We start from the raw sequence: 21,125 nt of genomic DNA, 5'->3' as shown, positions 1-21,125 counted from the left end.
GTAGAATCGTCGGCACAGCAGAAGCAAGGACTTCCGACCGGTAATTTGGCCGGCGCGCAAGACGGCGGATCGGCTGCCGCCGCGATCGGGTCCCTGCCCCGCCGGAAGGAGACAATGGTGTCCGTGTCCGCTCTTCGCACACTTCTCAAGTCCGCCCGCTACGAGGTCCTCCCCACTGCCGGGATCGTCGACCGCATCAGCGACCACGTCGCCCCAGGTCGGACGATCACGGTGACCGCATCGACGAGCATGGGCCTTGATGCGACCCTGTCCACCGCCGAGGCGCTCCAGGCCCGCGGCTACACCGCCGTGCCGCACATCGCCGCCCGCATGGTCCAGGGCCGGACCGAGCTCGAGGAGATCATCGATCGCCTCGGGCGCGCCGGGATCGACACGATCTTCGTTCCCGCAGGGGATGCCACGCCGCCGGCCGGAGGCTATGCGAGTGCGCTCGACCTCCTCATCGACCTCACGAGCCTCGCCCCGCCGATCTCGCAGATCGGGGTGGCCGCCTACCCCGAGTCACACCCGCTCATCCCCGACGACGTCACCGTCCAGGCGATGTGGGACAAGCGCGACTACGCCACGCACATCGTCTCGAACCTCTGCTTCGACCCGGGGATCGTCAGCACGTGGCTGGCCCGCGTGCGGGCGCGCGGGATCGAGATGCCCCTCATCCTCGGCATCGCCGGCAAGGTCGAGCTCGCGAAGCTCGCCAAGGTCGCGACGAAGATCGGCGTCGGCGAATCGACGCGGTTCCTGCGCAAGAACACGGCGACGTTCACCCGGATGGCCAAGCCCGGCGGCTACAACCCCCGGAAGTTCCTCGACCGCCTCTCCCCCGTCCTCGCCGACCCGTACATGGGGGTCTCGGGACTGCACATCTACACGTTCAACCAGGTCAAGGACACCGAGGCGTGGCGACGCAGGCAGCTCGAGCTGCTCGGCGACCCCGATCCCGCCTCGGTGACGTCGTAAGCCGGTGAGGTTCTGAATCGGTGAGGTTCTAGTCGTCGACCGCACTTCCGGACGACACGATCGACCGCCTCGGTGCGGGACGACGCCCGCACCTCCCCGCCGAGCCTACCGGTGGCTGACCTTGCGTTTGAGGCTGCGGGACAGCAGCCCCGCCTCGGCGATGAGGAGCTCACCGAACCGGTCGTGGTGCTCGGCGATGCGCATCGTCGGGCCGGAGATGCCGACGGCGGCGATGACCTGGTCATCGGTGCCGAGCACGGGGGCGGCGAGGGCGTCGAGACCCGGCTCGAACTCCTCGTGGACGATCGCGAACCCGCGGTCGCGCACCTCGGCGAGGTCGGCGAGCAGCTCCTTCCGCGATCCGAGCGTGCGCGGGGTGAGGCGTTCGAGACGCCCCGTCGGCACGGGGATCGCGCGGAATGCGAACATCACCTTCCCCAGCGCCGAGGCGTGGGAGGGCACCTTCACATCGACCCAGTTCGTCGCCCCGAGGACGTACGTCGAGTCGACCTGCGCGATCTGGACGACGGCGTTCGAGCTCGGCACGGCGAGGTTGACGGTCTCGCCGGTCTCCTCGCTCAGACGCTGGAGGATGGGGTCGGCGGCGGCGACGAGCGCCTCGACCCGATCGAAGCGGGAGGCGTACGTCGCGAAGAGGGAGCCGCCGCGGAAGTGACCCTCGGCGTTGCGTTCGACGAGGCCGTTGCGCTCGAGCGCGGAGAGCAGGCGGGAGACGGTCGACCGGGCGAGCTCCGTGGCCTCGACCACCTCGGTGAACGAGATCGGGTCGTCGGCCTTGACGACCAGCGACAAGATCTCTGCGGCTCGATCGATCGACTGGGTCCCATTGCTCATACTGCTTCGCTCCGTCGGGGAAAGGGGCGCCGGGCGGTTCTCGACCCTCCGGCGCCATTCACACTACCGCACCCGATTTGGGCCGCAGGTCACGATTGGCACACGGTTGCGTTGCAGGTCACGTGCGGTCTGCGCTGAGTTCCGCGGCGACCGCGGCGGTGTCGTCCCCGATCTGCGGAGCGCGCCGAGGCGGCTCCGGGGCACTCGTGCCACCGAACCTCGGGGCGGGGCTGGGCTGGTCGACACCGGCGGCATCAGTTGCGAAGAGACCGCGGGCCCGGTTGTGCTCGTCGTGCTTCGCCTCGGCCATCGTCAGCACGGGTTCGACGCACGCGTCGACACCGGTGAAGAGGTCGTCGAGCTCGGCGAGGCTGCGGGCGGCGATCGCTGGGGCGATGAGGGCGCGCAGGGCCGGCCAGTGCTGCGGGTTCCAGTGGTCGAGGGTGCCCAGCGGCTCGGGGAGATCGTCCTCGAGGTCGAGCGCGCGGACGAACGCGGCGAAGAACGGCGGCTCGATGCAGGCGACGGAGAGGTGTCTGCCGTCGGCAGTCGGGTAGACGTCGTAGAACGGCGCCCCGGAGTCGAGGAGGTTGCGGCCGCGGGCGTCGTGGCGCCAGATGCCCATCGCGGCGAACCCGTGCATCATCGCGTAGAGGAGGTTGGCGCCGTCGACCATCGCGGCGTCGACGACGGTGCCCTCGCCGGTGGCGCGGGCATGCGTGAGGCCGGCGAGCACGCCGACGACGAGGAGCATGCCCCCTCCCCCGAAGTCGCCGAGGAGATTGGCCGGGAACTGCGGCGGTCCGTCGGCGCGGCCGAGTTGGGCGAGGAGTCCCGTCGAGGCGATGTAGCCGAGGTCGTGGCCGGCCTTCTGGGCCTTCGGGCCGTCCTGTCCGTAGCCGGTGATCCGCCCGTAGACGAGGGCGGGGTTGAGAGCGCGCAGGTCGTCGGGCCCGAGGCCGAGGCGCTCGGCAGCGCCGGGCCGGAAGCCCTCGACGACGATGTCGCTGCCGGCGGCGATCGCCTTGGCCAGCGCGATGCCCTCGGCGGTCTTGAAGTCCGCGGTCACCGAGCGCTTGCCCCGGTCGAGGACGGGATTCATCGGCTGACCGATGCTCGTCGGCGGGTCGAGGCGGATCACCTCGGCGCCGAGGTCGGCGAGCATCATCGTCGCGAACGGACCCGGTCCGATACCGCCGAGGTCGAGGACGCGCACCCCGGCGAGCATGCCGGGGGACGGGGTGGTGGGGGCAGGGTTTGTGCCGTATGAGGTCGCGGGGGCACGGTTCGCGTCATTGTCGTCGGCGCTCGCCGAGCCTGCTCCTGCGCTCGACGGGCCCGCTCCTGGTGGCATCTCCATTGATCTCCCTTTCGTCGATTTCACCTTCGCCGACAGATCCTGATTTACTGTAGAACGTTCGATCAGTTTCGACAATGACGCACAGCGGCGGAATCGTCGTTGCCGACAGGCGAAGTAATCGTCGTTGCCGACACGCGAAGTGTCGTGCCCGACAGGAACGGAAGGGGTGGCCGTGAGGACGTTCGAGTACTCTCCCGAGGTGCGGTGGTCCGATCAGGATCTGCTCGGCCACGTCAACAATGCCCGGATGATCACACTCATCGAGGAGTGCCGGGTCCGCTGGATGCACCACGTCAGGGCATCGCACATCACCTCGGGCGGACTGCTCGTCGCCCACCAGTCGATCGACTACCTCGTGCCCGTCATGTACGGCCCGGAGCTCAAGCTCACCGCCGTGGTCAAGAAGATCGGAAACTCGTCGTTCACGATCAGCACCCGCGGCGACCAGAGCGGACGGAAGGTCTTCGACTCCGACGTCGTCCTCGTCCACATCGACCGCGAGACCGGCCGGCCCACTCCCCTCACCGACGAGGTCCGCGCCGTCTTCGAGCCCTACCTCGCGGAGTAAAGCAGCGGCTTCGCAGTACAGCACCGGTGCGGAGCAGAGTTGCGACTGCGCGGGGCAGGGTTGGGGCTGCGGAGCGGCTGTGCGAAGCGGCGGAGCGATTGTGCGGGACGGCTGCGCGGCGCAGAAGTGAATTGTGCACGCACGAAGCGTTGAAGCGGCCACGCAGGGTAGAGCTGCGGCTTTATGGAGCGACGCCGTGCCCGCGCGAAGTTGCGCTGTGCCCGCGCGGAGTTGCGGCGCGCCTGCGCTGGCCCAATGGCTTTACAGCTCAGCGGAGCAACGCGGAGTTGCAGCTGCGCGGGGCCACGAAATGCCCGCGGGGAGTTGAGGCGCGCCTAGACGGTGCAGCCACGCATTGCAGCACGGCCCGGAGCCGCGGCTCTGCGGGGCAACGCGGAACGGCGGCTTTGCGGAGCAGCGCTGCGCCCACGCGAAGCAGCGGGCCAGACCTGCAGCGAGCGACCAATTCACTCAGTGGGCCGATGCAAAGCAACGCGCACAGAGCGAACTTGAACAGGACAGTTGAATCGACCGCGGGCCTTCGACCACCCTCCTGAGGGGTCCCCTGCTTCAGAAGGATTCCGCCTCTGCTCACCTCTGCCCGCACTCTCATCAGGCTCGCCTGTGAGGCCTCACAATCACGGCACAGCCCCCGATCGGCTCGCACGCTCCCACGCCCTCACGCCGCCGCACACGTCCGCTGAGCACACCCTCACAGCACCTCACGACGACGATCTCCGCGCCTGAAAATCACTGAGCACCACGAAATGAATGAATCATTAGTTCGAACGAGTTTCGAAATACCCATTGACATTGATTGTGACGTGAACTACACTCTTGTTATCAGCCACGCTGACGTGGGAAGACAGGTGAAACCCAGTGACCGACACAATCGCATCCGCTCCTTCCGGAGACACACCTGGCCCTCTTCCGGCCCGTGTCGACATCGACGCCTCCTCCCCCTACGCCGCGGCCTTCACCGTCTACGCCGCCAGCGACCAGGCCCAACTCGCCGCGCTCGAGACCACCGCCAGCCTCTTCCTCACCGACACGATCGCCCACCTCAATCTCCTCAATCCCCGCCCCGGCGCCCCCTACCAACACGCCGCCTTCACCGAGACCGTCCGCCGCTTCGCGCGAGCTCAGGGCTGCACCGCCGACTGGGTCACCGATGGCGACAGCGACGCTGACACCGGGGACGGGGACGCCGCTCTCGGTGGTGGCGATGATGCTCCCAATGACGCGGGCCAGGCCGGCACCGACTCACAGGCCGGTTCGGCAGGCAATTCCATTCCGGACCCGCAGGCCCAGGAGCTCGCGCCACCGGCACTGCCCGGGTTTCCCCGCTTCGCCCCCGACCGCACCTTCAACGCCTGGGTCCACACCTACTCCCACGCCGAAGACATCGCCGAACTCACCGCGATCCGCGGCACCACCATCGCGCACACCTACAGCCACGTCACCGACGCCATGACCCTCATCCACGGCCTCCCGAAATTCCACGCCCGCTGCCAAGCCGGAGACTTCACCATCGAGCACGCCCTGGCAGCCACCCGCCTCTGCGGCAACGTCGCCTTCCGCCACCTGCCCCTCATCGACGACTACCTGTGCCAGCGCCGCCCCGACGTGACCATCCAAACTTTCAGGAAGTCACTGTCCCTGAAGATCAACGTCATCGAACCGGCAGACGACCGCACCCAGACCGCCCATCAGCGCCGACGAGTGTCACTGACCACCCACGACGACGGCACCGCATGCCTGATGCTCACCGGATCCGCCCTCGAACTCCACGCGTGCTACCTGCGCATCGAAGCCTTCGCCAAAGCCATCCGCGCCGGCAACACCGCCGCCTTCGCCGACCAACTCCCTGAAGACGCCGCCATCGAGGACGTCCGCAGCATCGATGCCCTCATGTTCGACATCCTCACCAGCACCACCCCGCGCCTGAACCTGACCATCCGCGCCCACGACACCGACACCGGAGCCACCGCGGACCGCAGCATTCCTCTCGACCTCGACACCGCGGCCACAATGGACGATATCGCCACCGCCATCACCACTGCCGCCAACGCAGCAGGCCTGCCCCACCACGAGGTCCCTTCCGGCAACGCCGGCCCGACAGACGACACCACCGCCGAGGCAGTCGCCGGCGACACAGAGACAGCGCCCACCGAGGATGCAGAGACCGGATCGAGTCACTCGGACGATCACGACGATGCATCAGCACCAACAGTCCCCGGGATAGCCGGCAACGACGACAACGAAGTCGACGAAGAGTCGCCTCCTCCGCCGCCGCGGTCACCGAGTGCCGCGCTGCGGGCGGCTCTGACCCGCATCACCGACGCCGGACTCGACGACCAGGGACGATCTCTGTTCTCCCTCACCCTCGAAGCGCCCACCAGCCCCTACTGGATGGCCATGCAGGCACGCATGCTCATCTCCGTGCCCTGCACCACCCTCACCGGCCACAGCAACCTGCCCGGAACCCTGCCCGACGGCACCCCTCTGCCCGCTGACCAAGCCCGACTCATCGCCGGGACCTGCCGTACCTGGACCAGAATCCTCACCGATCCCGTCACCGGCACCCCCATCAACGCGAAAGCCAAGACTTACCACATCCCCACACCCGTGAGAACGACGTTGGCCGCGCAATGGCAATGGTGCACTGTGCCCGGATGCCGCCGCCGTGCCGCGACCGCGGAGATCGACCACATTGACCCGTTCAATCACGACAACCCGGACGTCGGGGGCCTGACCGTCTTCGGCAATCTCCACCCCCTCTGCAAACAGCACCACCAGCAGAAGACCGACCGGCTCCTTACCGTGCGAATGAGAACTCCGGGAATCGCCGAATACACATTCGCCCACGGCACCCGCGTCACCGCTCGCCCAGGGGACAACCCTGTCAACGTCGAGAACGCACGCCTCATCAACACCCTCACCAGCAGCAGCACCGGCATCACCAGCAGTACCGGTGATCGGCCCGACGCCGTCAGCAACACTGATGATTCCGACACGAACAGCCTCGCCGGAGACCCGGACGACCCGTTCACAAGCAGTCCCGGCACGAGCAGTCCCGGCGCGAGCAGCCTCGATGACGACCTCGATGCTCCCGGCATTCCACCGCTGGTCGTTGACCCACCCGATGCGACGTCGGCCCGTGGCGAAGTGCGCACCGGACCCGAATGCCCAGGGCCGGCAGGTGGCGAGGACGGAACTCCGGGGTGGATGCCACGGACAGGCGGCATCCGATGGAAGAACCCCGCGCAACAGGAATGGGTCTGGGACAACGGCGAAGCCCCACCCTTCTGAATCTGGATCGACGGCCAGCGGCACTTCACGGCCCTTATTCGGTCGAGGCCTGATTCGGTCGATCTCCGGAACCGGATCACGACCTCGCTTCAACCATTCATCGCCACCCTCATGCATGGGAACAGGACGATGACACCAACCGCACCGCACGCAGCCGCGGGATCCTCACCTCGCGATACATGCCAACGCCTCTCGGTGCATGGCGCCCCGACTTCCTCAGTCCTCAGCTTCGAACGGTATTCTGAAACACGTCACAGACCTGCCGCCAGGCTACCGGGTCGCCCCCGACACAGGAAGGAACGATGGCAGCTGCATCACCGTCGCCGGTCTCGGCGCGTCGGCAGGCCCGCCACGTCACCATTTTCCTCGATGTCGACGGAGTGCTCAACTCCTACCCCGTACCGGCGCTGCGTCTCATGACCGAAGGGCGCAAGAAGCTCCAGGCGTGGGACTACGAACTCCACTACCGACCGTCGGTCATCGCCTTCTTCGATCGCCTCGTCGAGACCCATGAGGTCGACATCGTCTGGCTCTCGACGTGGTCGCAGCGCTGCAAAACCGAACTCGAACCGAAGTTCGGGATGCGCAACTCCTTCGACGTCATCGAGATGCCCGACGACACCCACAACCGCTATGCCAACGACCCGCAGCTGTGGTGGAAGGCGCGAGCGATGGAGGACTGGCTCGACACCCACGAACCCCAGAAGGCCGTGTGGGTCGACGACGATCTCGCCGCCCCGACGACACGGCGTTACTTCGTCGACCGCTACTCCTCCGACCGCCTGAAGATCATCGCCCCCGAGTTCGCCCAAGGGCTCACCCGCGCCCACCTCAAGGAGATCAAGGACTTCGCGCACCCCCGCCCGCAGCCGATCGTCCGCGAGAACCAGAGCGAAGACGACACTGTCGCCGAGGCGGACGCTCCCTCCCACAGAGATGTCCCCACTGATAGCGATGTCCCCACCGATTCCGCCGCGAAAGAGGAATCATGACGCGCATCGGACTGCTCGACTCGGGTCTCGGGCTCCTCGGAACCGCCGACGCTCTCTTCAGTCTCGCCCCGCAGGCCGACCTCGTCCTCGCCATGGACCCCGATTTCACCCCTTACGGCAGCCTCAGCCCGCAGGCCCTCGAGGAGCGGGCCCTCGCCTCGGCGGCGGTGCTCGCCGACTGGGAACCCGACGCGATCGTCATCGCCTGCAACACCGCCTCGGTGCAGGCCCTCGACGCGGTCCGGGCCCGCTACGAACCGACGATTCCCGTCATCGGAACCGTCCCCGCCGTGAAGATGGCGGCCGGCACCGGCGAAGACTTCGCCATCTGGGCGACCCCGGCCACGACCGGCAGCGCCTATCAGCAGGACCTCATCGACTCCTTCGCCGGCGACCTCACGGTGGCGAAGATCGCCTGCCCCGGACTCGCCGAGGCGATCAACGACGCGGACATGCCGACGATCGACGCCGCCATCGACGCGGCTCTGGCCCAGATGGACCCCGGCACCGAGGCGATCGTCCTCGGGTGCACGCACTACGGACTCGTCGCCGACCGGATCATGGCCGCCCGCGCCGGCATCACCCTCTTCGACTCCCCCGTGCCCGTGGCCAAGCAGACGCTGCGCCGCCTCGGCGTCGAGACCGCCACGGCGCAGATCCCCATCGTGACCGCCGACGGTCAGGTGGGAGCGGAAGCCGAGGACCGCCTCGGCGAGATCATCGCGACCTATGCCTCGGGACGGCGCATCCGCCTCCCCGACACCCTGGCCGCCTACCCGGCAGGGCGTCGTCTCCTCGCCCGCGAAGCCGCTGCCTGACACCATCCCCACTGTCTGACACCATTCCCGCTGCGTCACCGCCGAATCTTCACACCTGTCGACAATCCGCCGGGCATTGTAGATGAGACGGGTTCATCTGACCAGAGCGGTGCTACCGTTGAAAGGACCAGCAAGCGTCGCAAGGGGGCGATGACGATGTTGTTCCTCTACATCCTTCTCGGACTGGTCGCCGTCGGAGCCATCACGCTCGGCAACAGCCTCAAGATCGTCAAACAGTACGAACGCGGCGTGGTCTTCCGCTTCGGCCGCGTCACCAGCGATGCGCGGGATCCCGGGCTCACCGCGATCATCCCGTTCGTCGATCACCTGCAGAAGGTCAGCCTGCAGATCATCACGATGCCGATCCCCGCACAGGACGGCATCACCCGCGACAACGTCACCGTCCGCGTCGACGCCGTCATCTACTTCAAAGTGGTCGACCCGCGCCGCGCGATCGTCGACGTCGAGGACTACCGGCTCGCCGTCGGTCAGGTCGCCCAGACATCGCTGCGGTCGATCATCGGCCAGAGCGAACTCGACGACCTGCTGACGAACCGCGAACGCCTCAACCAGGGCCTGGCGATCATGATCGACAGCCCCGCCGTCGACTGGGGCATCCACATCGACCGCGTCGAGATCAAGGACGTCGCCCTGCCCGAGGCGATGAAGCGCTCAATGTCCCGGCAGGCCGAAGCCGAACGCGAACGCCGCTCGCGCATCATCGTCGCCGACGGCGAACTCCAGGCGTCGAACAAGCTTGCCCAGGCCGCGAGCGCGATGTCGGAGACGCCCTCAGCCCTCCAGCTGCGTCTCCTGCAGACGATCGTCGAAGTCGCCTCGGAGCGGAACTCGACACTCGTCCTGCCGTTCCCCGTCGAACTGCTCCGCTTCCTCGAATCGAACTCGCCGAGGCCGGCGGACCGGCAGGGCCGTGCCGACGACAGCGCGGACGGCTCGGACCACTCGGCTGACGCGGACGCACCGGCCGCTCAGCGCATCCGCGAGGCGATCGACACCGCAGCGGGTGACCATGACCGGCTCACCGGGCTGACCGGCACCCGCGACATCACCATCGCCGAGTTCATGAAGACGACCGGCTACTCCCTCGAGGAGCTCGACAGCATGGTCCGCGCACTGTCGCAGACGGTGCGCTCCGACGCCGGCGACGAGGAAAGGCAGGATCACGAGGCACAGAGCGCAGACGAGCCGACCGCCTCGGCGGACACACCTGCACCTCCCGCCCAGGCACCGTGCTTCGGACCGGCCGTCGGCTCCGAACCCACACCGCCGCCCGTCGTCGGCTGGGACTCGGTGACGAGGGACCACCGCCAGCCGACGTGACCGAGACCGCCCGCGATTCCCAGCGTTCAGACTCCTTCCATCCCCGCTGACTACGCTTGGTCCATGGACCTCAAACGCACCGGAACCGCCGTCATCGTCAATGGCGTCATCGCCCTCGCCGTCGGAGTCCTCATGATGGTCTGGCCCGGCGCGACCGCCGAGGTGGTCGCCCGGATCTTCGCCTGCTGGGTCGCGCTCATCGCCATCACCTCGCTCGTCCTCGCCCCGCGCGGCACCCGCGGCGGCGGCCGCATCCTGCGGACGATCCTCATGCTCGCCTTCGCCGCCATCGTCTTCCTCGCCCCGATGCTCTTCGCCGCCGTCGTCACCGTCCTCGCGGGCCTGACGATCATCGCCGTGAGCACCTTCGGCATCGGCATCTCCGTCTTCGTGCGCCAGCTCGGCGTGCGTGCGTGGTGGCTGCTGACGATCATCAGCGTCGTCGGCATCGTCATCGGCGGCTTCTTCCTCTTCGCCCCCGAGGCCGGCATCGCCGCCCTCGTCGTCACCCTCTCGATCTTCATCGCCCTCGTCGGCATCGCCCTCGTCTGGCTCGGCTGGCGCCTGCGGAAACTCGAAGCCCGCATCGCCGCCGACCCGCACATCAACCGCCGAGGCGACGGCGGCGGAGAGATCATCAGCGGCGAAGTCATCGAATGACTCCCTCAGCGACAGGACCCTCACCGATGTCGGACATCCAGCAGCTCGCCCCGTTCCTCATGTTCCAGAACGGCCGCGCCGAGGAGGCCCTGAACTTCTACATCGACCTCTTCGGCGGTGAGCTCCTCATGATCGACCGGTACGGGCCGGAGACTCCCGGCATGGCCGGCAAGGTGCGGCTCGCGCGGTTCGCGATCGCCGACGAGCAGATCGCCATCATCGACAGCTCGGTCCGGCACGGCTTCGACTTCACCCCGTCGACGTCCCTGTTCTACCGCGTGACCTCGCAGACCGAGCTCGACCGACTGTGGACCGGCCTCCTCGGCGAGGAGGGGCGCGCGCTCATGCCGCTCGGGGACTACGGATTCGGGCCCTTCGGGTGGCTCAACGACCGGTACGGGGTGTCGTGGCAGCTCAACCTCGTCGCACCGGATCCGGACGCCGACGGCCGCGAGGCCGGTACCGGTCCCGACGCTGCGGAATGATCGCGACCGCCGGCCACCTCGGCGATCACCCTGGCCCCCGTGCGCGGACCTGTGCTAGCTTGATGACCATGGGTACATTGATTCGCTGCGCAGTGACTGCGTCCGGCATCGCCTACATCCGTGACCGCCGCGCCTGACAGCGCGCACGTTCCTCACCTCCTCCGGTCGTTCGACCGAGTCCGCCGCTGAGCCCGGCTCAGGGCCCGACTCCCCGCCGACCTCGCCGAGGCGGTCCCTCGTGACTGTCCCCGACAGCCACACCGTCAGGAACTCCCGATCCATCGGATCGGTTCGTCACCGATAACGCTGCTGCGCGCTGTCCTCCCGGAAGACCATCGGCATCCGGGCCTCCGCTGAACCGCTGTCACCAGCGACGACGCAGCGCGCAGCCTTGGGTGCTCTCCATTCCACTTCTGGAGCGCCACATCATGCGACCCCATTCCCAGGCAGGCGGCCGACACGAACTCGGCCAGAACTTCCTGCATTCACGCCAGACCATCGCCACGATCGCGGGCCTCGCCCGGGCCACCAGCGGTTCGATCCTCGAGATCGGACCCGGGGCCGGAGCGGTCACTGCGGAGCTCGACCGGCTCGGCCGACCGCTCACGCTCGTGGAGATCGACGAAACGAGGATTGAGACCCTTGCCCACCGTTTCCCCCGCGCCCGCGTCAGGCACGCCGATGCTCTGAGCACCGACCTCGACGCCGAGGTGGTCGTCGGCAACCTGCCCTTCCACCTCACGACGCCCATCCTCCGGCGCCTGCTCCGTGCCCGCACGTGGCAGTCGGCGATCCTGCTCACGCAGTGGGAGGTCGCGCGCAAGCGCGCCGGGATCGGCGGATCGACGATGATGACCGCGCAGTGGAGTCCGTGGTTCGACTTCCGCCTCATCACCCGCGTGCCCGCGCACGCGTTCACCCCCAGACCGAGCGTCGACGGCGGCCTGCTCACCGTCGAACGCCTCGCGACCGGACTGGTCCCGCACCGGGATCGGGCCTCCTACCAGCAGTTCGTCCGAGCGGCCTTCACCGGTCGCGGACGCGGAATGAAAGGGATCCTCACGCACATGAAGCTCACCGATCGACCCCACCTGCAATCGACCATGGACCGCAACGACATCAGAGGAGACGCCTTGCCACGCGAACTCACCCCCGCACAGTGGGCCGGACTCTATACGGCGCTGGCCGCTGACAGGACCACCACGCCGACGACGGCACAAGGAAAGGAAGAGACAATGCAGAAGAAGAACGGCAGCGGAGCGAAGAAGCCCGCAGACCAGAAATCCCTCGCCGAGGCGGTCGCGGAGTCCGCCCCGATCACCGGATCCCAGCCGGTGATCACCGGGGAGATGCCCATTGTCGGCGCCGAGGCGCCGGCTCGGCTCGAGGCTCCGATCCCCGGTGCCGACAACTCGGCGAAGAGCCATGACAAGGCTCATCTCCAGGCCGAGCGCGGCTACATGCCCCAGCACGGCAAGAGGTCCCAGCCGCAGCCGCGCTGGAACCTGCCGCGCCGCCAGGGGTGAGCCGACCCTGCGGGTCCATCCGGATCGGGTGGACCCGCAGGGCTGTTCCGCCCTCACAGCAGCCTGATGTTGTCCTTCGCCTCGTCCCACAGCTCGGGGATCTCCCCGCGGAGGGCCCGCTTGAAGACGCTGAGAGTGAACTTGCCGACGAGGTCAGCGTTGATGGTCGACGGCAGGGCGAGCGCGCGCTTGTCGACGACGACATCGACGACGACCGGTCCGTCCTTGTGGGCGAGCGCCTCGGCGATCTGGTCGCGCAGGCGCGCGGGGTCCTCGCAGCGGATGCCCTTGACGCCGAATCCCTCGGCGATCGCCGCATAGTTCGCGGCCGGGAACTCGGTGCCCCAGGGTCGGAACCCGGCCTCCTGCTGTTCGATGTTGACGAAGTCGAGCTCCTCGTTGTTGAGGATGACGTGGACGATCGGCGACCTGTGCTGGCGCTCGGTGAGCAGGTCGCCGAGGCCGAGCATCGAGAACCCGCCGTCCCCGCAGAGGGCGACGACCTGCCGTCCGGGCAGCGCCTTGGTCGCCCCGAACGCATACGGCGAGGCGTCGGCCATCGACGCCCATGAGTACGACCCGAACTGGAACCGATCACCGCCGAAGCTCATCTGGTGGGCGACCCAGATCACCGAGGTGCCGGTGTCGGCGGTGACGATCGCATCGTCGTCGAGGAGGTCGTCGAGCACGGACGCGAGGTATTCGGGTCGGATCGGCGAGCGCTTCTCGCCCCCGTCGACGTAGTGGCGCAGGCGCTTCCGCCAGCTCTCGGTGACGTGCTGTGCGGTGCGGAGGAACTCGTCGTTTCGCTTCGGCTCGATGAGCGGGAGGAGCTTCTCGAGGAAGACGCCGACGTCGGCGGGGATCGCCAGCTCGAGTGCCACTCGACGACCCAGGTGGGAGGGGGTGTTGTCGACCTGGACGATCGCCGCGTGACCGCGGTCGAGGAAGTCGGGGAACGGGAAGTCGGCCCCGAGCATGAGCATGACATCGGCGTGCTTGATGCAGTCGGCCGCCGCCCCGTATCCGAGCAGGCCGGTCATGCCGACGGCGTTGGGATTGTCGGCCTCGAGCCAGTTCTTGCCCTTGAGCGTGAAGCCGACGGGCGCCTTGGCCTTGTCGGAGAGCTGCTTGACGAGGTCGACGGCCCCGGCCGTGCCGTTGCCGCCGAAGAGGAAGACCCGGTCGTGGCCGTTGATGAGATCGGCGACGGCCTGGACGTCCTCGTCGTGCGGGGTGAGGACAGAACCGCGGGAAGAGGCGTAGACCGCGGGCTCTGCGAGCGGCGACTTCGCATGGGCGACGTCACCGGGCAGGGCGATGACCGTGGGACCGTGCTCCTCGGTGGCGACGGTGATCGCCTGCTGGAAGACCGCGCGCGCCTGGGTCGGGTTGACGACGCGACCGGTGTAGAGCGAGGCCGTGCGGAACAGGTCGTACGGACTGACCTCCTCGATCGCCTCGGTGTCGATGATGTTCGTCTCGACGTCACCGGCGATCGCGATGACCGGGGCCATCTCATGGAAGGCGTCGAGCAGGCCGTTGAGGAGGTGGGTGACACCGGGGCCTGCCGTGCCGCAGACGACGACGGGACCGTCACTGAGCTGGGCGTCCGCCGAGGCGGCGAACGTGCCCCACTCCTCGTGTCGGACGTGGATGAACTCGATCTCCGGGTGTCGGGCGAGTGCATCGATCGTCGGATTGAGTGCGTCCCCGACGATTCCGTAGCATCGCTTCACGCCGGCCTGGATGAGCATGTGCCATAGGTCGTCAGCCACTGTTCGCGCCATGATCTGTCCCTCACTTTCGACGTTGTCTTCGAGCCTAGTCCTGATTTTCGAACTTCTGAAGAGGGTTGTCGGTGAGTGACCTGACCGTGACAGTGGGGTGGGATAGCATCGGTATCACGTTCGCGAGCTGTGGCCAACGGTACCTGGCCGGCCACACGGCAACCCGTCATCGACCGGGTGCCCCAGGGGAAGAACGGGCCCGCGCCGCACGGCAGGGCAAGACTCGATCCGGGTGGCCCGTCACCCGAGAAAGGCCGCACAATGCTGCCAGAACGCCATGACATGTGGACCGACTTCTCCCCGCAGGACGCTCTGCACTGGTGCCGAGTCCTCATTCGCCATTCGCCTGATCCTCGTCCGGCGGGGATCAAAGCGGTGATGTGGACGACTCTCGAAGAGGGTCGACCCCTGGGAGTTCCCGCGTGGGTGACAGTTGCGACCGCCGCTCGAGACGACGGATTCACGCCGGTCCTCTACGAATCGCTGTTCCGAACCTTCACATCGATCGAGGCCAGCGCGTTCACGTCGCACCCGCACCGTCGCCAGGTCACGCACCCACGATCTTTGCCGGGCACTCCGTATGAGTCAGTGCTGTGGCAGCCGTGGCCGCGGCTCGTCCTCGACGAAGAGTTCTCTCCGCGGGATGCCACGACTCTGTGTCTGCTCTATGGGGAGCGGCTGTTCCCTCACCGCAGGGGCTGATCGCCGCCATACCTTCCGCAGTGCCTCGGCGCCGTCTTCGAGTACGTGCCGGAATCCTGAGGGGGCGCGCTCAGGCCAGATACACCGCCGAGGCGGCGGCTGCGTCGATGACGGAGGTGCCGGCGGCGCCGATGACGGCGATCTCGACCGTCCCGCCCGCGGCCGCGCGTCTGACGACGACGGTCGAGCCGGGGCGCACGCGCGCCTCGGCGAGGGTCGCGAGCACCTCGGGGTCGGCGTCGGAGACCCGCAGGACCTCGTACGACCCGGGGACCGCCTCGGCGAGGAGAAGCGAGGAGTCATGGCACTGCACAGCCCCATCGGATCCCGGGATCGGATCGCCGTGGGGGTCCGCGGTGGGGTGGCCGAGGAACGCATCGATCCGGTCGATGAGCAGGTCCGATGCCGCATGCTCGAGCGCCTCCGCCTCATCGTGGACCTCGTCCCAGCTGTAGCCGAGCGACTCGACGAGGAACGTCTCGATGAGTCGGTGCCGGCGCACCATCGCCACCGCGATCTCCTCCCCCGCCGCCGTCAGCTCCGGTGGCCGGTAGGGCACCCGGTTGACGAGGCCGAGGTCGTCGAGGCGCTTGAGCACCTCGGTGACGTTGGCCTTCGTCGTCCCGAAGCGCTGCGCGAGCTCGGTCGCGGTCATCGGATCCCCGCCCCATTCGCGTGCCGACCAGATCGCCTTGAGATAGTCCTGGCTGACCTCCGACACTTCCCCTGCGCGCATGTCGTCAGCGTAGCGGATCGCCGGGACGCATCCCGACCACGGTGAAGACGTTGGCGACGGCGCGTTCGACGCCGCGGCACGTGAGGAAGTGCGGGTCCGACCGGGACACCGTGATGTCGACGTCGACGTTCGCCGAGGCGGTCCGCCGATCGATGACCCGCACCGTCCACACCCCGTCGGCCGAGTCGACGCCGCCGATCCCGTAGGCGAAGCGTCCGGCCGGGCCCCGTTCCTTGAGCACCGCGGCGACGGCGACCTGTTCGAGCGAGTTGAGATCCGTGTAGCCGCGCAGGTGGAAGCCGTCGATCTCATCGGCGAGGTGCCCGGCGATGACGTCGACCGCGGTGTCCTCATCGAGATCCCCGTAGTAGACGCCGTCGGGCACGACGAGGATGTTCGCCGCGAACCGATCCCCGCCGACGTGGGTGCACTCCCACACGAGATCCGGCCACCGCTCTGCGAGCACGGCGGCCACGGGTCGCCCACGCACCGCACAGCAGACATCGTGCTGCCCATGGGCGCAGACGAGGACGACCGGCGGCAGCAATCCCGTCTCGGACTGTGAGGTCTCGGACTGCAAGGTCTCGGACTGCGCGGCACAGGCCTCGAGTGCCTCGACGATCGCGAGGAGGTCGGAGTCGTCCTCCCACTCTCCCCACATCTGGTGGAGGCGGCCGGGACCCTCGAGGTGCATGACACCCCAGACACCCGGCCCACCGCGGGTGCGCCGTCCGGGTCGGCGGATGAGGAGGATGCGGGCGCGCAGGGACTGTGCGGCATAGAAGACCTCGGACCGCACGCGCCAGTCGATGTCGAGGCCCTCGAAGCCGTTGATCGGCCAGCCGCCTCGGTGTTCGATGAGCACCCAGTACGTCCCCCGCGGGGCCGTGCCCACGATGCTGTCGCCGCGGTCACGGGCGGCGTTCGAGCAGCGGAAGCCCCGGACCTCGCTCATCGTCACCTCAACCCCAGTGCTCAGCCGAGCGCGGGCACGAGCGCACCGGCAGCGAGCAGCCGCTCCGCCAACGGCCGACCGATGTCGGCGACCGACGCCGGATCGCCGTCGAGGAGGGTGCGGACGACGGGCAGCTCGGCGTCGCTGAAGTCGAACCAGCCGATCCGGGTGCGCAGGCGGTTCCCCTCGAGGGTGGCATCGAGGCCGGCGCGCAGCGTGAGCGGCGACGCGTCGTCGAGGTCTCGCATCGCCGCATGCTGGGCGAGGGGACCCAGGGGCGCGGGGCGGGCCTGCGACCGACTGATCCGGTCGATGCTCGGACCGGGGTCAGCCGCGGTGAGCGCGGAGACCATTGCCTGGCGGATCGCCTCGAGGACCTCGGGGCTCGGGTGGCTCTCCCCGAGCGGCAGACTCGCCCGCATCGCGGGATCGTCCTGGAGCTGGGCGAGCGCCGCCTGCGCGAGCTGTTCGGCGACCCCGTACCGCGTCCAGTTGTGGATGCCGAGGGTGAGGTGGATGGAGACCTCGCCCTGGGCGGTGGCGGCATGGAGCCAGCCGCGCGGCAGGTAGAGGGCGTCACCGGGTTCGAGCACGGCGTCGATGACCGGGTCGGTCTGCGCCGCCCGGCCCACGGCCTCGCGTCGGTCGGTCCACGGCTGGTCGCGCAGCGGCGCATCGAAGACGGGCGCGTGGATGACCCACCGTTTGGTGCCCTCGATCTGGAGGACGAAGACGTCGTGGACGTCGTAGTGGTCGTCGAAGCCCTGGTTCTGCGGCGGGGTGATGTAGGCGTTCGCCTGGACCGGGTTGCCGAGTTCGCGGCTGAGCGCGCTCGAGAACTCGCCGATGGGCTCCCATGTGCGCTGCAGAGCCTGGAGGACGAGGGTCGCTCCGGCATGGAACTGCTTCCACAGCTTCGTGTCGTCGAGCTGGTCGCCGATCGTCGCGCCGACCCCGGCCGGGGAGGTGAAGGACGCCGTCGGCAGGGTCGCGCCGTCCTTGGCGACGCGCAGGAACGGGGAGCGCAGGCCGCGGGCGGAGATGAGCTCGTCGACGGCGCGGGAGGAGAAGAGGTCGGAGAAGTCGGAGACTCCGCGACTGAGCAGCGCCCGCCTGCCCCAGTAGTCCTTGGCGAAGGTCTCGCGCGAGCAGTCGATGAGCCGGGATTCCAGCACCCCGGCGCCTGCAGCGGCGTCGGGGTGCTGGACCTCAGTGGTGGGACTGCTCAAGACCGGTCGGCTCCACCGTCGGCACCGCCGTCGTGGACACCGGGTTCACCCGAGGCTCCGCCGTCGGCCGGACCTTCGGCACCGCCGTCGGCGCCACCGTCCTGGACACCCGGGGTGCCCGAGGCTCCGCCGTCGGCCGGACCCTCGGCGCCACCGTCAGCACCGCCGTCGTGAACGCCAGGCGTGCCCGCGGCACCGCCGTCGGCCGGGCCTTCGGTTTCGTTGGGATCGAAGTTGGATTCCGTCATGATTCCTCCTTGATATCGCATGGCATCGGCGGCACCCGATCGGCACTGAGATCTGGCCGGGAGCGGGCCAGCGTCGTCCCCGGTTGGGACGAGCCGCCTTGCTGACAGGCTACGTGTCAAACCCGCCGTTGTGAACAGGGCGGACAAGGATTTCCGCCGAGTTCACCCAGCCCGGTCCGATGCCGTCTCCGCAGCGCCGAGGCAGTCCGCGCAGCACGAAGACAGTCACCGTCCGGCGAGCTCCTGCGCCTTCTTCTCGATCTCCGGCTCACCGGCGGCGCTGAGGTCGATGACGCCTGCGGCGATGATGTGCTCGTGCAGCGGCTCGTGCCGGTGGGCGAGGAACTTCTCGAAGTCGTCGGCGGCGTTCGAGGTTCCCGTGCCGTGGCCGAGGAGGACGAAGTCGCGTCCCGCCGCGGCCTTGTCGATCTCGGTGACGAGGTCGTCGAAGAACCGGTCGAGGTCCTGCTTGTCGTCACGACCGGTCTTCTTCTCCACCGTGCGCATGTGGTGGCCGCGGGAGTCCGGGTTCTTCTCGTGCTCGTGCTGGTCGACCTCGACATCATGGGCGCTCAGGTCGAAGTCGTAGAAGCGCGCGTCCTCGTCGGTGAGCGTGACGACGAACAGGTGCCCCTCGCCCTCGGTCGATTCGTGGGCGGCGAAGAGGTGACGGGCGCGTTCGACGTCCTCGATGCTCACGAGCCCGTCGTGCTGACGGCGGAAGACGACACGGTGGCCGTTCATGTTCACCGCCAGGCGGTCACCCGACTCCTGCTCGACCCGATCGGCATAGTTCTCCCACATCGTGATGAAGTGCTTCCACTCGATGTCGCGCGGAGCGGGATGGCCGAGGATGGACTCCTTGGTCTTCTGGGGATGATCGCTCATGATGCCTCCTGGGGTGTGATGAGCGCGGGGATCGCGCCTCAGCCCCGACAATAGCCGCTTTTCGCTGTTGCCCCCATCCCCGATTCGCGCGATAGTCGACTGCAAGGGCACCTGCGAGGCGAGGAGGATCCCGTGGACGTCACCGCTCTGCTTCCCCTGCTCGACGCGGGCGACTACACGATCGCCCGCGAGATCCTCCAACGCGGCTTCGCGGTCCTCTTCCTCATCGCCTTCGTCAACGCCTGGAACCAGTTTCCGCCCCTCCTCGGCGAGCACGGCCTCCTCCCCGCGCCGCGCTTCATCGCCCTGACGACGGCACGGCAGGCCCCGAGCCTCTTCCGCTGGAGACGCACTCCGTACTCCGATCGCAACCTCCGCATCGTCTGCGCCGTCGGCATCGTCCTCGCCCTCACCGTCATCGTCGGCCTCCCCCAGGCCGGTCCCGCGTGGGCACCGATTCCCGTGTTCCTCATGATGTGGTGGCTCTACTTCTCGATCTCGGCAATCGGGCAGCGCTTCTACGGCTTCGGCTGGGAGAGCCTGCTCCTCGAGGCGGGGTTCTTCGTCGGGTTCCTCGGCTCCCACGCGGTCGCCCCGCCCCTGCTCATGATCCTCCTGCTGCGGTGGTTCACCGTCCGCGTCGAGTTCGGCGCCGGGATGATCAAGATGCGCGGGGACAGTTCGTGGCGCGACCTCACGGCGATGAACTACCACCATCAGACGCAGCCGATGCCCGGTCCGCTCAGCCGCAGCGCCCACCTCAAACCGACATGGTGGCACAAGGGAGAGACGCTCGGCAGCCACATCGTCCAGCTCATCGCCCCGTGGCTGCTCTTCCTCCCCCAGCCCATCGCCTCGTTCGCCGCGACCGCGATCATCATCACCCAGCTCGCGCTCGTCATCACCGGCAACTACGCGTGGCTCAACTGGGCGACGATCCTGCTCGCGTGCGCGGGCATCAGCGACTCCTTCCTCCGCTGGATCATCGGCGGGCCGTGGCCGGAGTGGGGCATCGACGCCGCCGTCAGCACGATCGCCGAGGCGGCCGGCAGTTCCGCTGCCTACCCGCCGTCCCCGCTGTGGTGGGTGCTCCTCACCACCGCGTTCGTCATCTGGCAGGCCATCCTCAACATCCCGGCGCTGCGCAACCTCTTCTCGCCGCGGCAGCTGATGAACGCGCACTTCAACCGCTGGGGACTCGGCAACGCGTACGGGGCGTTCGGGTCGATGTCGGAGACCCGCCACGAGATCGCCATCGAAGGCACGCTCGACCCCTCGGGCACACACGGGTGGAAGGAATACGTCTTCAAGGGCAAGCCCGGTGACGTCACCCGGCGCGGACCCATCGTCGCGCCCTATCATCTGCGGCTCGACTGGCTCATGTGGTTCGCCGCCCTCGGCGACTACCGGGATTCCTGGTTCCTCGTGCTCCTCGAACGCCTCGCGACCGGAGATCCGCTCATCCGTCGGCTGCTCGGCCCCGACCCGTTCGACGGGGAGGCTCCCGCCCTCATCCGCGCCCGGATGTTCACCTACCGGTATGCGACACGGGAAGAGCGGCGCGCGGCGCGGGCGGCGGGCGAGCCCGTGCCGTGGTGGGTCCGCTCCGACCCGGTGACGATCGTCCGGCCCGTATCGCTGCGCGACCGCTGACTCCCCGCGGGGTCGCTGACTCCCTGCGG

At 68.2% G+C, this 21,125-nt stretch carries 17 protein-coding genes, 1 pseudogene and 1 riboswitch; of the genes and pseudogenes, 10 read left to right on the top strand and 8 right to left on the bottom strand.

What is annotated here, in order from left to right; genetic code table 11:
* Positions 1-114 precede the first annotated feature (114 nt).
* Positions 115-978 carry a methylenetetrahydrofolate reductase gene (locus ABD154_RS07195; protein ID WP_249120939.1) on the top strand — a complete coding sequence of 288 codons (864 nt, stop codon included), beginning with the start codon at positions 115-117 and terminating at the stop codon, positions 976-978.
* Positions 979-1,083: 105 nt separating this feature from the next.
* Here the strand turns inward: ABD154_RS07195 and ABD154_RS07190 are convergent, their stop codons facing one another.
* Positions 1,084-1,833 carry an IclR family transcriptional regulator gene (locus ABD154_RS07190; protein WP_198500350.1) on the bottom strand — a complete coding sequence of 250 codons (750 nt, stop codon included), beginning with the start codon at positions 1,831-1,833 and terminating at the stop codon, positions 1,084-1,086.
* 118 nt (positions 1,834-1,951) lie between these two features.
* The gene (locus tag ABD154_RS07185; RefSeq protein ID WP_232623810.1) at positions 1,952-3,193 is read right to left on the bottom strand and encodes a CaiB/BaiF CoA transferase family protein; all 1,242 of its coding nucleotides are present in this window, start codon (positions 3,191-3,193) and stop codon (positions 1,952-1,954) included.
* A gap of 172 nt (positions 3,194-3,365) precedes the next feature.
* Between ABD154_RS07185 and ABD154_RS07180 the strand changes: the two genes are divergently transcribed.
* The 8 genes and pseudogenes from ABD154_RS07180 to erm all read left to right on the top strand — a co-directional run.
* Entirely contained in the window at positions 3,366-3,761 is a 396-nt protein-coding gene (locus ABD154_RS07180; protein WP_198500349.1) for an acyl-CoA thioesterase, read from the top strand.
* Between the two features lie 879 nt (positions 3,762-4,640).
* Positions 4,641-7,073 carry an HNH endonuclease signature motif containing protein gene (locus ABD154_RS07175; RefSeq protein ID WP_344250822.1) on the top strand — a complete coding sequence of 811 codons (2,433 nt, stop codon included), beginning with the start codon at positions 4,641-4,643 and terminating at the stop codon, positions 7,071-7,073.
* A gap of 302 nt (positions 7,074-7,375) precedes the next feature.
* A complete protein-coding gene (locus tag ABD154_RS07170; RefSeq protein WP_344250820.1) occupies positions 7,376-8,065 on the top strand; it encodes an HAD domain-containing protein in 690 nt (229 codons plus the stop codon).
* Positions 8,062-8,883 carry a glutamate racemase gene (locus ABD154_RS07165; protein ID WP_344250818.1) on the top strand — a complete coding sequence of 274 codons (822 nt, stop codon included), beginning with the start codon at positions 8,062-8,064 and terminating at the stop codon, positions 8,881-8,883. Before ABD154_RS07170 ends, ABD154_RS07165 begins: the two co-directional genes overlap by 4 nt.
* Before the next feature lie 150 nt (positions 8,884-9,033).
* A complete protein-coding gene (locus tag ABD154_RS07160) occupies positions 9,034-10,224 on the top strand; it encodes a slipin family protein (RefSeq protein WP_344250816.1) in 1,191 nt (396 codons plus the stop codon).
* Positions 10,225-10,287: 63 nt separating this feature from the next.
* The gene (locus ABD154_RS07155; protein WP_344250814.1) at positions 10,288-10,884 is read left to right on the top strand and encodes an HdeD family acid-resistance protein; all 597 of its coding nucleotides are present in this window, start codon (positions 10,288-10,290) and stop codon (positions 10,882-10,884) included.
* A gap of 26 nt (positions 10,885-10,910) precedes the next feature.
* Positions 10,911-11,369, top strand: coding sequence for a VOC family protein (locus tag ABD154_RS07150; RefSeq protein ID WP_211978324.1), 459 nt, complete (start codon positions 10,911-10,913; stop codon positions 11,367-11,369).
* 428 nt (positions 11,370-11,797) lie between these two features.
* Positions 11,798-12,556: pseudogene (gene erm / locus ABD154_RS07145) on the top strand (23S ribosomal RNA methyltransferase Erm); the annotation flags it as partial.
* 392 nt (positions 12,557-12,948) lie between these two features.
* On the opposite strand, the gene ABD154_RS07140 reads toward erm, so the two are convergent.
* The 6 genes from ABD154_RS07140 to ABD154_RS07115 all read right to left on the bottom strand — a co-directional run bounded on the left by ABD154_RS07140 (position 12,949) and on the right by ABD154_RS07115 (position 19,443).
* The gene (locus ABD154_RS07140; RefSeq protein WP_232623808.1) at positions 12,949-14,685 is read right to left on the bottom strand and encodes a thiamine pyrophosphate-dependent enzyme; all 1,737 of its coding nucleotides are present in this window, start codon (positions 14,683-14,685) and stop codon (positions 12,949-12,951) included.
* Between the two features lie 118 nt (positions 14,686-14,803).
* Positions 14,804-14,914: riboswitch (SAM riboswitch) on the top strand.
* Between the two features lie 543 nt (positions 14,915-15,457).
* A complete protein-coding gene (locus tag ABD154_RS07135; protein ID WP_198500340.1) occupies positions 15,458-16,123 on the bottom strand; it encodes a metal-dependent transcriptional regulator in 666 nt (221 codons plus the stop codon).
* 4 nt (positions 16,124-16,127) lie between these two features.
* Complete coding sequence (locus tag ABD154_RS07130) at positions 16,128-17,078, bottom strand: sucrase ferredoxin (RefSeq protein ID WP_211978325.1); 951 nt, start codon at positions 17,076-17,078, stop codon at positions 16,128-16,130.
* A gap of 20 nt (positions 17,079-17,098) precedes the next feature.
* Positions 17,099-18,307 carry a cupin domain-containing protein gene (locus ABD154_RS07125; RefSeq protein ID WP_211978326.1) on the bottom strand — a complete coding sequence of 403 codons (1,209 nt, stop codon included), beginning with the start codon at positions 18,305-18,307 and terminating at the stop codon, positions 17,099-17,101.
* Complete coding sequence (locus tag ABD154_RS07120) at positions 18,304-18,555, bottom strand: BatC protein (RefSeq protein ID WP_211978327.1); 252 nt, start codon at positions 18,553-18,555, stop codon at positions 18,304-18,306. The genes ABD154_RS07125 and ABD154_RS07120 overlap by 4 nt, the downstream gene beginning before the upstream one ends.
* Before the next feature lie 225 nt (positions 18,556-18,780).
* Positions 18,781-19,443 carry a hypothetical protein gene (locus ABD154_RS07115; protein ID WP_211978328.1) on the bottom strand — a complete coding sequence of 221 codons (663 nt, stop codon included), beginning with the start codon at positions 19,441-19,443 and terminating at the stop codon, positions 18,781-18,783.
* Positions 19,444-19,575: 132 nt separating this feature from the next.
* Between ABD154_RS07115 and ABD154_RS07110 the strand changes: the two genes are divergently transcribed.
* Positions 19,576-21,096 (top strand): lipase maturation factor family protein, encoded by a 1,521-nt coding sequence (locus ABD154_RS07110; protein ID WP_211978329.1) that lies wholly within the window; start codon positions 19,576-19,578, stop codon positions 21,094-21,096.
* Positions 21,097-21,125: the final 29 nt, after the last annotated feature.

Origin of the sequence: Brevibacterium sanguinis, assembly GCF_039528855.1 — a bacterium.
Taxonomy (GTDB): Bacteria; Actinomycetota; Actinomycetes; order Actinomycetales; family Brevibacteriaceae; genus Brevibacterium; species Brevibacterium sanguinis.
This window is presented reverse-complemented; position numbering and strand designations above follow the sequence as displayed.

Coding starts and splice junctions, on each gene's coding strand:
- ABD154_RS07195 (WP_249120939.1), top strand. CDS start 115: ATGGTGTCCGTGTCCGCTCTTCGCACACTTCTCAAGTCCGCCCGCTAC.
- ABD154_RS07190 (WP_198500350.1), bottom strand. CDS start 1,833: ATGAGCAATGGGACCCAGTCGATCGATCGAGCCGCAGAGATCTTGTCG.
- ABD154_RS07185 (WP_232623810.1), bottom strand. CDS start 3,193: ATGGAGATGCCACCAGGAGCGGGCCCGTCGAGCGCAGGAGCAGGCTCG.
- ABD154_RS07170 (WP_344250820.1), top strand. CDS start 7,376: ATGGCAGCTGCATCACCGTCGCCGGTCTCGGCGCGTCGGCAGGCCCGC.
- ABD154_RS07165 (WP_344250818.1), top strand. CDS start 8,062: ATGACGCGCATCGGACTGCTCGACTCGGGTCTCGGGCTCCTCGGAACC.
- ABD154_RS07160 (WP_344250816.1), top strand. CDS start 9,034: ATGACGATGTTGTTCCTCTACATCCTTCTCGGACTGGTCGCCGTCGGA.
- ABD154_RS07155 (WP_344250814.1), top strand. CDS start 10,288: ATGGACCTCAAACGCACCGGAACCGCCGTCATCGTCAATGGCGTCATC.
- ABD154_RS07150 (WP_211978324.1), top strand. CDS start 10,911: ATGTCGGACATCCAGCAGCTCGCCCCGTTCCTCATGTTCCAGAACGGC.
- ABD154_RS07140 (WP_232623808.1), bottom strand. CDS start 14,685: ATGGCGCGAACAGTGGCTGACGACCTATGGCACATGCTCATCCAGGCC.
- ABD154_RS07135 (WP_198500340.1), bottom strand. CDS start 16,123: ATGCGCGCAGGGGAAGTGTCGGAGGTCAGCCAGGACTATCTCAAGGCG.
- ABD154_RS07130 (WP_211978325.1), bottom strand. CDS start 17,078: ATGAGCGAGGTCCGGGGCTTCCGCTGCTCGAACGCCGCCCGTGACCGC.
- ABD154_RS07120 (WP_211978327.1), bottom strand. CDS start 18,555: ATGACGGAATCCAACTTCGATCCCAACGAAACCGAAGGCCCGGCCGAC.
- ABD154_RS07115 (WP_211978328.1), bottom strand. CDS start 19,443: ATGAGCGATCATCCCCAGAAGACCAAGGAGTCCATCCTCGGCCATCCC.